Origin of the sequence: Photobacterium rosenbergii (assembly GCF_033022775.1) — a bacterium.
Classification (GTDB): Bacteria; Pseudomonadota; Gammaproteobacteria; order Enterobacterales; family Vibrionaceae; genus Photobacterium; species Photobacterium rosenbergii_A.
The window spans coordinates 276,469-289,202 of sequence record NZ_JAWJZI010000002.1; the positions used below are offsets into that span (position 1 = coordinate 276,469).

Here is a 12,734-nt window from a genome sequence, read left to right on the forward strand (position 1 = left end):
TTCATCTAGTTACCAAGAAAGTTGTGAGCCAGTATGGGGTAGATGATGAGGTATAAGAAAATAAATGCTGGCACAATATTATCTGGCATTAGAAGGCCATGTCACTACCTGCCTTTTAGGTGACATTGGACACTCTAACCTATTGAAAAATAATACTGTCAGGTGTCTGTCGGGTTGGTGTCATTCTTGTTAGCCGTGAATATAGGTACAGTTGATTCAAACAGCAGAAGGGATTCTACAATGATTGTCAGAAAGCTAAGGCTACAACGTGGCTGGTCTCAAGAGCACCTCTCCGAGTTATCCGGTCTGAGTGTCCGGACTATCCAGCGTATCGAAAGAGGCCATAAGGCAGGATTGGAATCGCTTAAATCATTGGCTGCTGTGTTTGAAATTTCAGTAACCGATCTTCAGGGAGAGCCAGCAATGAACGAGCAAACACACATCAACGAGAAGACACAAATAACCCAGGAAGAAAAGAAAGCTATCGAGCAAGTCAGGGAGATAAAAGGGTTTTACTCCCACCTGATCACATATGTTTTGGTGATTGCCATGCTGTTCGTGATTAACTTCATGACAGACCCAAGCTATATCTGGGCGTGGTGGCCGGCGATGGGCTGGGGGATGGGAATTGTATCTCACGGCCTGAGCGCCTTTGAAGTCTTCAATTTCTTTGGCGCCGAATGGGAGAAACGACAGATAGAGAAACGCCTGGGCCGCAAGTTATGATGGTGTTTTATGGCTGCCGGCTCCGTCTGCGAGAAATGAACTATGGCAAGCGTTGTTGATATCTTTCTAGGGGGACTCTGGTTGATTTTCGTCCCTCCCATTCCTAGATAGAGTAAGAAATCATTTATATTTTGTTTACTCAAATTTTCGTTACCTGGACTAATTCATAGCCAAGTAGGTTCTTCTTCGGTCTTAACTGATCAAAGGTTATCTAAAAGAACGCCATTACCAATCGACACTTAGAAGCGAAGGTTCATTCTGATGCCCATAATAAATGCATCACTTTGGTTACTAGAGGATGGAGTAAGGTACTGCAAATCGGCGGTAATATTGATGCTGCCAGATAACTGGTAGTTGTAATACAGTTCGCCTCCTTTCTCGTTGTTCAATTTCAAGTCATGAGGAAGCTCGTCGATACTGCTCTGTAAATCGTTCGAGAGGTTGTAGTAATACACACCAAGCCCCCAGCGGTCTTCCGGCCGTCCCAACATGGTCGCTGAGCCTCCGATACCGCCGGCAAATGTCCCTTCAATGATGTTTGGATTCCCGTCAGCAATTGATGCTCTTAAATAGAGTCCCCAGTGCTCGTTTCCTCTTTGGTATAGTTGGTGGCCGAGCTCAGCCCTCAGGTTGTACTTGTACCGTGTGTTTTGCCAGTTATCCGGCTTGTCTGTCACGCTGTTCCAGTCGGTACCTGACTCGCTACTGAAGGTATAGGCAAGAGACAAGTATGAGTCTCTGCCTGCCAGTTCAAAGGGTTGCTTGAGTCCTAGGCTGACATTGACACCCTCGTCGAAGGCCCGGTGAAAACTTGGCGTTTCGGTATAGCGATTACGGGGATCAAAGACCATCGCGGTAAGTTGTGTATCACCAACATTATGGTTGAGTACTAGACCGAGGAATGCGGGGGGAACCACGCCGCTCGGAGGAGCCACAAACGCAATATTACTGAAACCATAACGCCCGACTCCGCCAAAGAATGGGTGCTGCCCAAGTAATTCAAAGGCATCGATTTTGCCCAACATTAACTGAGTGTAGCTGGAGAAGGTGTGGGTATAGTAAAGTGATGGAACAAACACTCTTCGCTGGTCATCGTAATGGCCCGCATTCGGTACCGACAAATTGGCAAAACCTAGATCGTTAGCATTGCCGTCTCGGTAGACCAGCTGGGTGTTCAGTGTACCTCCGGCCCAAAGCCCTAGCTTCGCTAAATCCAGCTTGGTGAACAGGTCGACCCGGTGAGAGAGGTTTGATTCACCGCGGTACTCAGCATTACGGGCATTCTGATAGAAGCCGGTGTACTCACCGTTAAGCGTGATTCCCTGGTTTTGCAAAGCGCTGCGTTTTCCACCCCAACTTCCAGTTAAGTTATTATCGAAAGTTGTATCTTCAGCGCGTAATGGCGAGCAGACGGTTGTTGCTAGCATTACGACCGGTATCATGCATTGGTAGAGACGAAAAAAGGACATACACACCTCTGGACCCTGGACACATTTCTCGAGCCAGTTCAATCATCGGATATAAAGAGAAAAGCAAGCCGCCAAAGAGAGCCCTTGGCGGCAAGGAGAAGTAACTTAAGATTCCTTCGGTTGGCGGAATACCTGTTCAACAATTTGGCGGGTGTAACCTTCCATCCAAATCTTGTTTTGGTAGCTCGATGAGAACCAGACCACTACCGTATCGGTTTCAGGAGAGACGTAAAGCGCCTGTCCAGTGCGGCCTGATTTGTACAAATCACCATCACAGAATACCGCATCCCACTGATACGAAGCACCGACGCATTTCTCCTTGAAGTTCTTTACAATTCGCTGGCCAAGATAGTCATGATTCAGGAAGCTTGAGTGGTCGGCCGCCTGGTAGACCTGCTCTAAATAGCCTTCGGGTACCACGGGCTGTTCACTCACTACATTCCAGCTAGGCGTGTAGAGCAGGCCATAGCGAGCCAGATCACTCAGCCGTGAGGAGAAGACTCCCATCGGAGCAGGCTCACCACTGGCCGATAGGCCTAGGTGAGCATCACCTTCCATACCAACTTGTCGCCAGATCCGTTCACTGATCAAATCTTGCATGGGTTGATTCGTCACGCGTTCAAGAACTGCGCCCAGTACAAAGGTATTCATCGAAGAGTACTCAAAGAACTGACCTGGCTCGGATAGTTTCTCTGCCGCTTTTACAGCAGACATGAAGTCGGCGTCTTCCGGCAAGTTCTCATCGCCAGCCGCGGCGCGATAGAAGTCGGTGATAGGGTGACCAGGCTCGCCCATCGAGCGCTCATTGATGTCCAGTCCGGCATGCTGGTGAAGAATATGCTCCAGCGCAATCCCTTCCCAAGCGGTCGCTTTCAGCTCTGGCAGGTAGGTATCTACTGGCTTTTTCAGATCTAACTGTCCGTCGGATGCGAGTTGAGCGGCCAGTAGGCTAACCACAGTTTTAGCGGCTGATGCCCAGAAGTGGCTGTCGTAGGGGCGCAAGCCGGGGTATTGTTCAAACACCACTTTGCCTTTGTGCAACACCATAATGGCGCGCATCCTGGAGCGCGGGTCCTGTAGTACCTCATTGAGGGAGAGCTCGCCAAGGTCACTGGTGAAGCGAACCTCTCCAATTTCCGGCATCAACTGGTACTCCAGCTCCGCCACCTGCCCGCTGCGAGATACGGTTGCTGTTGGTAAGAACTCTGTTAAACGCGACGAGACATAAGCGCCTAAATCAGCGGCATCAAGCATCGCGGTGTAGGTATAGCTGTTACGCATCTTCCGTGTTTGTTCCGCGTCGATGGCTTTACCACTTTCCCAGACTGGTTGCATGTCCGGTAGCGTAAACTCTGCCGGTTTAGCAACAAGGTTGCCAGAACCAATAATTAAACATGCAGCAACTGCGATCAGAGACTTTTTCATATGCACCCACTTCGAATAAGTAACAAGTGGGTTTATCTTGCCGATACTGGGTTATAGCCGGAAGTCTCAGATTAGGGATATGAAATATATCAAAAATGATATAACGCAGTTTGGTGACCAGTGATTATCCGTATACACCTTGTTAGGCGTCTTTGTTGATAACCGATTTGACCAGCGAAGTAAGCCAAGCTGATTCTTGAGAGGTGTAGTAACGATTGTTGAACATCAGCAGGATAACACTGGGTGAGATATGCTCCGACGCAGCTGGGATAATGCAGGAAAAGCGCTTTGCGTTCAATTGACGGTACAAAGCTTGAGTCGCGACCAAAATAGTATCAGTACTCTCAACCAGCTTTAATAATGGCGACAGTTGTTCACTTCGCATCACCGGAGCAGAGGAGAAGTCGAAGTCTTTTTCCAGCATCATTCCATGTTGGTTGAATTGCGGCGCGATTAATCCACACATAGGGTAAGTCTCTGTCATCTCCATAACACTTGCCTCGCAGCCGGCAAGTGGATGAGAAGAACGGCAAATTCCCACAAAGTTCTCGACGCCAACTTGTACTTGGCACAACTCTTTGGGTGCCAGTGTTGGCCCGTAATTTAACGCCACATCAACCCGGCCAGCAAGAATTTCATTGATGGTCATCGAATGATAGTTAAGCAGCTCCACGCTGGCCTCTGGCGCCGCCGCTGTAACCGCCTGATAGATGGCATAACCATGACTCTCCATCAGATAGGCATTCAATGCAAAGCGCAGCTTTCGTTTTATCTGTATCGGAGAAAAATCTGTATTTTCAAATAGATCGTTGTAAGCAGATAGTATCGCGGGGAGTTTTTCCAGCAAACGCTCACCTTTGGGCGTCAGCTGCATTCCGCGCGATTGACGAACCAGTAAAGGATCAGAAAAAAGAGTTCTTAGTTGAGCCAACGTTCGACTGACGTTGGGTTGCCCAATCCCTAGAAATTCGGCTGAGCGAACGATATTACGCTCCCTTAGGAGGGTATAGAGTATTTTCAGAGTACGCACATCGAGTTTATCTAAGTTCATGATGAAAGGCTGCTACTTATATCCGTGACTTGTTTAAGGCTGTAATTTCCCAACCATCTGGCTTGGAAGTTGTAGCTTAACAAAAAAAGTAAGCGGCTTTTACTTCTTGCTCGTTTTGTAGCTGACTGCGGCACTGGCAGTGACATCCAGTATCTAGAGAAACAGGGTTTTAGCGTTCATGGCTTCGATATTAATCCTGACTCGGTTGTTATTTGTAGAGACAGGTTTGGTTCAAAGTCATTAGTGGACATTTCAGAGTCTTCATTTGAGTCTTTCGACTATCCAAAGTCTGGTGTTGTTGTCGCAAATTCAAGTCTGTTCTTTGCAGACCCAAACCAATTTGAAACGACTTGGGACAACATTATAACTTCAATTGCAGTTGGTGGGGTATTTGCTGGTGATTTCATGGGTTTCAAAGACAGTTGGGCTGATAAATATCGTAGTCCAACAACACCTTTATCGGAATCAGAGGTAAAGGGTTTGTTCTCTGACTTTGAAATAGTCAGGTTCTTTGAACGTGATGAAAAAGCTAAAACTTCGTTGGGTAGAATGAAGCATTGGCACACATATTCCGTGGTCGCGGTGAAACGTACATAACAAACGACTATGGCACGGTTTTGCCTTACTTAGAGTAATCCGCAAATATTAGATTAGCAGAGTTACTGACACGGTTAGAGTATAGGGCAGCCATATTGGCCACCCTGTTAGACTGATAGGTGCTACACCACAAACTTGTTCATGATTGAGTCTTGCTCACGCACCTTGTTGATTTGCTCTTCCAAAGCCTGATCGGCTGCTGCTGCCGCATCAGAGACCTGCACACTGAGCTCCTTGATGTTTAATGTGTTGGTGTTGATTTCTTCGGCCACCAGGCTTTGCTCTTCAGCCGCCGAAGCAATTTGCAGGTTCATATCGTTTATTTGCTGGATAGCACCACTGATCCTGACTAGCGCTTCGTCGGCCTCTTGAGACTTCTCCACGGTAGATGCCGCTGTTTCTTTACTTACACCCATTACATTTGCTACAGAGCTCGCGCCTGATTGAAGCTGCTCAATCATTTGGCGAATTTCCGTCGTGGATTCTTGCGTTCTTTGCGCCAGCGTTCGCACCTCATCTGCAACAACTGCAAAGCCTCGGCCGGATTCCCCTGCTCGTGCTGCTTCAATAGCGGCATTAAGGGCAAGCAGGTTGGTTTGATCGGCGATTTCGTTGATGACCTTGAGTATGGACTCTATGTTGCCTGTCGATGCTTCAAGCTGCCTGACGACTTCGACTGCCTCATCAATTTGTGCAGACAGATCGGAAATGGCAGTGGCAGTGTGGGAGACAATGCGGCCGCCATCCTGGACGGCTTCATCAGCCTGCTGTGCGGCTGTCGCTGCGCCTTGGGCATTATTGGCTACCTCAACTGATGTCGCCGCCATTTCGTGCATCGCCGTTGCCAACTGATCGAGCTCTTTAAGCTGGTTTGACATCGCCGAAGCGGATTGCTGAGCGCCTGCGGCAGTTTGTTCGGTACCGAGTAAAATATCTGTGCTGAGAGACTTGGATTGCAGGATCAGGTTTTGTAGCTTTTCGGTAAAGGCATTGAAGCCTGTTGCGAGTACAGCAAACTCCGGATCGGTGTTGGTATCAAGACGTCGGGTTAGATCACCTTGGCCGGAAGCTACATCTTGGATTGCAGTATTCAGATCAGCAAGCGGGCGCATCAGCACCTTGATCAGCAGCAGTAGGGCGATGATCCCTGCGATCAAAGCAACAAGTGAGTAGATAATGGCATCGGTACGTAATTGATTGACGGCAGCAAAGGCAATACTTTCATCAAGTACGGCGCCGATATACCACTCTTGGCCTTCAATTTGGCTAAATGACAATGTGACGGTTTTTCCGTCTAGCTCAGCATGGACTGCATTTGACGAGATCGGGTGGTTGCCAATAAAGTCGGTCATTGGCTTACCGTTATACTGCTTATCGGGATGGGCGATAGTCGTACCGTTACCGTCTACGATGAACAGGTATCCAGCATTGAACAAAGAGACTTGGTTAACCAGATCGGCCAAGCTAGACAAACTCATGTCGAAAAAAATCGCACCCTGGAACTGGCCATTAGCGATTAATGGGCTGGCAATAGAGACCAAAATCTCATTGGTCACAGAATCAGCATATGGCGCAGTGATAATGGTGTCGCGTTTCTGCTTGCTATCAATATACCAAGGGCGGGCTCGTGGCTCCCAAGATTCACCGGGATCCCAGCTTGGGTCATTACTGGTGAAGCTACCGTCTTTTTCAAATCCCAATCCCGTGAGCAAAAAAGTTTTTTTGATAGTGGATTGCTCGATCACGGTATGGATATGATCCAGTGTCATATCACTGGAGACTAGCCCTGCGGTATAAGCAGCTAGTGATTTTTTACTCTCCAGTTCGGCGTTAACTGTGTTGCTTATGCCGGAAATGATTTCTTCCATACTTTGCATCACCAGAGACTGGATTTGATTTTTAGTATTGAAATATTGGTTGGCTGAAAGTAGCGCAAGTGCCACCAATAGTATTGCCGACGATGTTGCGGCAACTTTATGGCTGAACTTCATTGGATCCCTCAACAATCACAAAAAGTAGATAGCTATAATGTCGGCGCAGTAACGCAATTGTTAACGGCGGGTGAGTATTTTTGTGATCTGTGGTTGAATTTTTTTGCTGTGTTGTTTTGAAATTAAAGATTTATATGCTATTGGGTGATTAAGGCGGTGGAGTATAAAATACGCAACAAAGTGATCATGTCTATTGGTTGCTGGGAAGGTAATGAAACAAAAAAGACAGCTCGGAAGCTGTCTTTTGTCTAAACAATTAGGCGCTCTACATAAAGGAACGTCGAACGTTCGTTTAGTCAATCAAGCCGTATTGCTCTTGAAGTACAGAGACGATTTCTGCTTTCGGGTTTTCAGAAAGCAGGATTTTATCCCCCGTGATCTTCTCGGCGATCTCTGTGTAAACCTTTGATAGGTTCATCAGTGCCTCAACAGGTAGCTCGTTATCACGGGCTAGGGCAAAACGCTCATCCATGCGGTCTTTGTTCAATAGGATGTCTGGATCTGGGAAGTGGTTAAGCAGCATCTGGCGGAAACCTTCTTTCGAATTCTCGACGATTTCGCCATTGCGGTACGCTTCGCCGTCCCAGATACGTGATGAATCAGGTGTGCCCACTTCATCCATATAGATCAGCTTTTCTTTACCTTCGGCATCGGTCACATAACCGAACTCGAATTTAGTATCGACAAAGATCTGATCCAGCGCTGCCAGCTCTTTGCTGATGACATCAAAACCTTCCTTAAGCAGTTTTTCATATTGACCGATGTCGTCAGTGCTGCGGAAATTGAATGCTTCGAAGTTGTTGACCAGATCGTCACGCGTGACGTTGACGTCATCAACTTCAGGCACACCCGGAATTCCAGTCAGAATGCCTTTGGTGGAAGGTGTCATCAGTAGCTCAGGCAGTTTCTGATCTTTATCAAGACCTTCTGGCAGTTCAATACCACAGAAGTTGCGCTCACCTTGGCTGTAGGCACGCCACATTGAACCTGTGATGTACTGGCGGCAAATCGCTTCAACCATAACTGGCTTAGCTTTTTGGACGATCCACACAAAAGGATGCGGAATATCAAGGATGTGGCTGTCGGCAAGGCCATTTTCACGGAACAGCTTGAACCAGTGGTTGGAAATGGCGTTAAGTGCAGCACCTTTACCCGGTACGCCTTTTAGGCCGCCTTCGGCATGCCAGATGCAATCGAAAGCAGAGATGCGATCGCTGATCACCATGATAGCCAGTGGGGCATCAGGCTGAACGTTGTAGCCTTTTTCTTTGATCAAGCGGCGGCTATCTTCTTCGGTTAACCAGTAGACGGAACGAACTTTACCACTATGGACGGGTTTATCAGTTCGGATTGGCAGGTCATCATTTACAGCGAGAACTTGATCAGCAAGGCTCATGGCGAATTCCTATTTCAAAAGTTAAACGAAGGTAAAACGTTGCGGCAAACCAAGGATAGTCGTATATCCCAAGGTTATTGTTCAAAGGATGTTGTTCCAAGGTTATAGTGCCAAGGTCGTTACACCTTTAATGCGGCGATGATAACAGAACTCGAATAGCCTTTCAGCTAGAAAAGCAAACGTTTGCGCAAAATTATATTTCATTCAGAGAATGATTTTATGTGAACCGATTTCAAGTGGTCATATTTTATTCAAGCGATAGGCTTGAAGTGTGGCAAAATCAGAAACCATTTTTAATGCAAGGCTCACCATGACCCGTTATACCAGTGAACAATCGGCGTTTATTCAACACCAGCACGGGAATGCCCTTTGTATAGCGGGGGCCGGGACGGGAAAAACGACCACGCTGGTGGGCTTGATAGAGCAGAAACTGGCAATTATCCCTGCCCAAGAGATGCTGGTGCTGATGTTCAACCGTGATATTCGCACCGATTTTCAGGCCAAACTGCGTGATACCGGTATCCAGGCGCAGGTACCTGTTCATACCTTCCACAGTTTTTGTTTGAAGTTTCTCAACCAAACTGGGTTCATTCGCAATACTGGCTATCGGGTCGATTACCAGAGCGGCGAAAGTGATAAGGCGTTGGTAAAGGCTATTTTGAGGGAGCTTTCTGGCCTTGAGAAAACCTACCAGCGCCAGCAGATGATCAAAGATCCGAAGACCATCGAGTTGCTGCTGAGCTTTATCGGGTTGGTGAAAGCCTACATGCTCTCACCGCACGAAGTGTTCAAGATTGCCGAAATTAACCGGGACTACCTGTTTATTCTCGATGCCTACGAGCAGTTTGAAAGCCTGAGAAAGAAACAGCGCTTGTTGTTTTTCGATGATTGGCTGGTGGAAACCGTCAAATTGCTCGAGAGCGATGATGCTATCCGCGAGCATTTTCACCAGCACTGCAAGCTGGTGGTGGTTGATGAGTTTCAGGATATCAATACTGCCCAGTACCGTTTGCTGAAACAGCTGCTGGGGCCGCAAACCCAGCTGTTGGCGGTGGGAGATGTCGACCAGTGTATCTATAAATGGCGGGGGAGTGCGCCGCAGTTCATGCTTAATTTTGAGCAGGACTTTGCCCCGGCGAAAACCTATACCCTGTCGCAGACGTTCCGTTTCGGTCATAGCTTGGCCTTGGCCGCGAGCCACTTGATTGCCAATAACAAGGAGCGCTTCAGTGAGTTTCTGACTGTCTCTGGTGAAGGGATTTCCGATACCCAAGTGGTAGAGTGTGGCTCTTCAAGACAGGTGGGTGAAATCGCCAATTCCATTGCACAGTACTTTGCCGATGGCGGGAAGCCTTCCGATGTGGCGATTTTGGTTCGCCGCTGGTCACAAACCTTATTGTTTGAGTTGGCTTTCCTCAGCAAGCAACTTCCGTATCAAATGCCAGTTCCTTCGGTATTGGCTCATAGCCGTGAAGTCAAACTGCTTATGGAGTTGGCAGCGCTGGCGACACCGCGTTTTTCAGATTTGGCCGTTGCACAGAAATCGGGATTGTTGTTTAGCTTGATGTGTTTCCCGCACTGTTATGTACCGAATAAATCCCTCAAGCCGTTATGCGAACAGTTGGCGGGTATGGAGCCTTCGCAGTGGCTGACGTTTATTGGTCGCTATGAAAAAGCCAATGCGACTTTGAAGTTGGACAATCTTATCGAGCGCCTGGAGCTTTTACAGCGATTAATGCGAAAAGGCAGCTTTAAAGCCTCGGATGTTTATAAGCAATACCGTAATGAAAGTGGCCTTGATAGCTGGATTTGGAAAACAGAAGCGACGGCCTCTGAGATTGAAGAAGCGATTGAGCGCCTAGACAGCGTCGCCACTGTGCTTGAAGCGATGGATCAAAGCTGTGAAAAGGCGCTGCAGTATTTCGAGTATTACACTCAGCAGTCAGGCCAGAAAAGCGTAAATAATAATGCAGGATCTAATGAAGCAGGCTCCAATGAAGCGAATGCGCAAGACTCGATCCAGCTGACAACCATATTCCGTGCCAAAGGTTGCGAATATAACCATGTCCACCTGCCGTTTTGGGACAAGGATGCTTTTCCCTATGTGAATAGGGCGTCGGGTACGGTAGGTGCCGATTTGGAAGAAGAGCGCCGTTTGGCGTATGTGGCACTGACCCGGGCGAAAGCAAAAGCCTTTGTCTATTACACCATGCCGGATAAGCCGTCGGTAAAGGCGACCAATGCCAGCCGGTTTGTAATGGAAGGGAAAATCAACCTGGCACAGGACTTGGGGCCCAAGTTATACCAGCAAGGTACGCTGCCTTACTACTCCAGCCCGGTTGCAGAGGAATATTGCCGCCGGATGGGGCGTGAGCAGGATGTGGCCGAGCCACCGGTAAAAAAAGTGAAGAAAACCCCGGCAGCAACAGCGTTAAATCTTGGTGGCAGTAAACAAAATGATGCCGTTGTAATTGACAGTAGTGAATACAGCTACAAGTGGGCGATGCAGCAGCCATTGCCAGACAATGCAGAAAAAGTCATTCGGGCGATGGTGAAAACCAAAAATGCCAAATATCTAGATGGCGAGATCAACCGAATTATTCGTGAGCTGCAGTCAGTCTCTGACAGCAAGAAAAAGGTATTGGTGAATCGTTTGATTGTTGCAGCTAATGCGAGAAGTATGGTGCGGCGATAATTCCTACGAGCAAAGTAATAGTTAAGCCTCTACTTTATGTAGAGGCTTAATCTTTTTTGAAGCAAAACTAATTGATATTAGTAGTACTCAATGCCTTCGCCGGCTTTGATTAATGTGCCTGCCTCGTTGGTCAGGATTTTATCAAGCTCGAATAGTGAGCCGATAGCCGCATTGCCGCGGCCGCTTTTGACGAACTGGCACACAGCATCGACTTTTGGTCCCATAGAGCCTGCTGGGAAGTTAAAGTGAGACAGCCCTTCAGGGGTGGCAACTTTCATTTCAGCCTGATCCTCTTTACCGTAGTTACGGTAGATAGATCCGTCAGTCAAAATCACGAACAAATCAGCATTGATGGTTTCTGCCAAAAGCTCAGCGGTTAGATCTTTATCGATAACACACTCGACACCAACCAATTTGCCTTCTTGGCGACAAACCGGTACGCCGCCGCCACCACAAGCAATCACAACGTTGCCGCTTTTCAATAGAGTTTCAACTTGCTGCTGTTCAATAATCGCTTTAGGCATTGGTGATGGTACGACGCGACGGAAGTATTGGCCGTCCGCTTTGAACTCTTTGTCGCTGACTGCCATGATTTCTTTGGCGCGCCCTTCGGTGTAAACCGGGCCAACAAATTTAGTCGGGTTGGCAAAAGCAGGATCATCTTTGCTGACTTCGGTTTGAGTGACCAAGGTAGCAACTGAGAGGTTTGCATCAATATTACGAAGCTCTTGCTGCAACATGTAACCAACCATGCCACAAGTCTGTGAGCCTAATACATCCATTGGATACGGTGTGGTTTCTGGTGAATATTCCTGATAAGCGCTGTTTTGCTCCATCAATAATCCAACCTGTGGGCCATTCCCGTGAACAATCACCACTTCGTGGTCGTTGGCAATTGCAGCAATACTGGCTGCAGCCTTTTGGATATTTTCTCTTTGGTTTTCAGCGGTAAGGGCTTGGCCTCGGGCCAAAAGGGCATTTCCGCCTAGTGCTAAAACTATGCGCATGATCGTATCTCCATTAAAGAGTTTGTTTTTATTTGTATTTAATATTTTAAATCCAAGCTAAGAGGTTGCTTGGTTGAAGGTAGATTAAGAAAAAAAAGCGAGCCTGAATGTGATAGTTCTCTAATAATAAATTTCTGTATATTTCACATTAATTCAAACTTGGTATCAAAGAGTGCGTAAATATCCGAGGCTATGCAGATTTCTTTTTTGTTTTTAAATAAAGGAGATATAGGATAGCAAAAAAAGCGAATAGTTATTTTCGACAATAGATAGTGAAAAATGTTAATAAGATCACATGAAAGTGTTTGCGATACCCTATGAATGCAATGCAGGAAAGTGCAGATGCCACTACTGCATAACTCGTTTTGCAATTGGAT

The 12,734-nt window shown here is 47.3% G+C and carries 8 protein-coding genes and 1 pseudogene; 3 read left to right on the top strand and 6 right to left on the bottom strand.

The features are described 5' to 3' along the window. Positions 1 to 240 precede the first annotated feature (240 nt). A complete protein-coding gene (locus R2X38_RS05455) occupies positions 241 to 726 on the top strand; it encodes a 2TM domain-containing protein (protein ID WP_317521163.1) in 486 nt (161 codons plus the stop codon). A gap of 239 nt (positions 727 to 965) precedes the next feature. Here R2X38_RS05455 and R2X38_RS05460 read toward each other — a convergent pair whose 3' ends face one another. The 3 genes from R2X38_RS05460 to R2X38_RS05470 all read right to left on the bottom strand — a co-directional run bounded on the left by R2X38_RS05460 (position 966) and on the right by R2X38_RS05470 (position 4,671). Further along, positions 966 to 2,195 carry a carbohydrate porin gene (locus R2X38_RS05460; RefSeq protein ID WP_317521164.1) on the bottom strand — a complete coding sequence of 410 codons (1,230 nt, stop codon included), beginning with the start codon at positions 2,193 to 2,195 and terminating at the stop codon, positions 966 to 968. A gap of 105 nt (positions 2,196 to 2,300) precedes the next feature. Beyond that, entirely contained in the window at positions 2,301 to 3,620 is a 1,320-nt protein-coding gene (locus R2X38_RS05465; RefSeq protein WP_317521165.1) for a serine hydrolase domain-containing protein, read from the bottom strand. Positions 3,621 to 3,762: 142 nt separating this feature from the next. After that, positions 3,763 to 4,671 carry a LysR family transcriptional regulator gene (locus tag R2X38_RS05470; protein WP_317521166.1) on the bottom strand — a complete coding sequence of 303 codons (909 nt, stop codon included), beginning with the start codon at positions 4,669 to 4,671 and terminating at the stop codon, positions 3,763 to 3,765. 126 nt (positions 4,672 to 4,797) lie between these two features. Between R2X38_RS05470 and R2X38_RS05475 the strand changes: the two are divergent. Further along, positions 4,798 to 5,268 (top strand): annotated as a pseudogene (locus R2X38_RS05475) (class I SAM-dependent methyltransferase); the annotation flags it as partial. A 122-nt stretch (positions 5,269 to 5,390) separates the two neighbouring features. Here the strand turns inward: R2X38_RS05475 and R2X38_RS05480 are convergent. Both R2X38_RS05480 and R2X38_RS05485 read right to left on the bottom strand, forming a co-directional pair. Beyond that, a complete protein-coding gene (locus R2X38_RS05480) occupies positions 5,391 to 7,259 on the bottom strand; it encodes a methyl-accepting chemotaxis protein (protein ID WP_317521168.1) in 1,869 nt (622 codons plus the stop codon). Between the two features lie 292 nt (positions 7,260 to 7,551). After that, entirely contained in the window at positions 7,552 to 8,655 is a 1,104-nt protein-coding gene (locus tag R2X38_RS05485; RefSeq protein WP_317521169.1) for a phosphoribosylaminoimidazolesuccinocarboxamide synthase, read from the bottom strand. A 310-nt stretch (positions 8,656 to 8,965) separates the two neighbouring features. Here R2X38_RS05485 and R2X38_RS05490 point away from each other — a divergent pair, with 310 nt between their 5' ends. After that, complete coding sequence (locus R2X38_RS05490; protein WP_411184824.1) at positions 8,966 to 11,350, top strand: ATP-dependent helicase; 2,385 nt, start codon at positions 8,966 to 8,968, stop codon at positions 11,348 to 11,350. Between the two features lie 77 nt (positions 11,351 to 11,427). Here the strand turns inward: R2X38_RS05490 and R2X38_RS05495 are convergent, their stop codons facing one another. Beyond that, the gene (locus R2X38_RS05495) at positions 11,428 to 12,357 is read right to left on the bottom strand and encodes a carbamate kinase (RefSeq protein ID WP_317521171.1); all 930 of its coding nucleotides are present in this window, start codon (positions 12,355 to 12,357) and stop codon (positions 11,428 to 11,430) included. Between the last annotated feature and the right edge of the window lie 377 nt (positions 12,358 to 12,734).

Bases quoted from the DNA above. Each gene is read 5' to 3' on its own strand.
- R2X38_RS05480 (WP_317521168.1), bottom strand. From the start codon at position 7,259: ATGAAGTTCAGCCATAAAGTTGCCGCAACATCGTCGGCAATACTATTG.
- R2X38_RS05455 (WP_317521163.1), top strand. From the start codon at position 241: ATGATTGTCAGAAAGCTAAGGCTACAACGTGGCTGGTCTCAAGAGCAC.
- R2X38_RS05465 (WP_317521165.1), bottom strand. From the start codon at position 3,620: ATGAAAAAGTCTCTGATCGCAGTTGCTGCATGTTTAATTATTGGTTCT.
- R2X38_RS05495 (WP_317521171.1), bottom strand. From the start codon at position 12,357: ATGCGCATAGTTTTAGCACTAGGCGGAAATGCCCTTTTGGCCCGAGGC.
- R2X38_RS05485 (WP_317521169.1), bottom strand. From the start codon at position 8,655: ATGAGCCTTGCTGATCAAGTTCTCGCTGTAAATGATGACCTGCCAATC.
- R2X38_RS05460 (WP_317521164.1), bottom strand. From the start codon at position 2,195: ATGTCCTTTTTTCGTCTCTACCAATGCATGATACCGGTCGTAATGCTA.
- R2X38_RS05490 (WP_411184824.1), top strand. From the start codon at position 8,966: ATGACCCGTTATACCAGTGAACAATCGGCGTTTATTCAACACCAGCAC.
- R2X38_RS05470 (WP_317521166.1), bottom strand. From the start codon at position 4,671: ATGAACTTAGATAAACTCGATGTGCGTACTCTGAAAATACTCTATACC.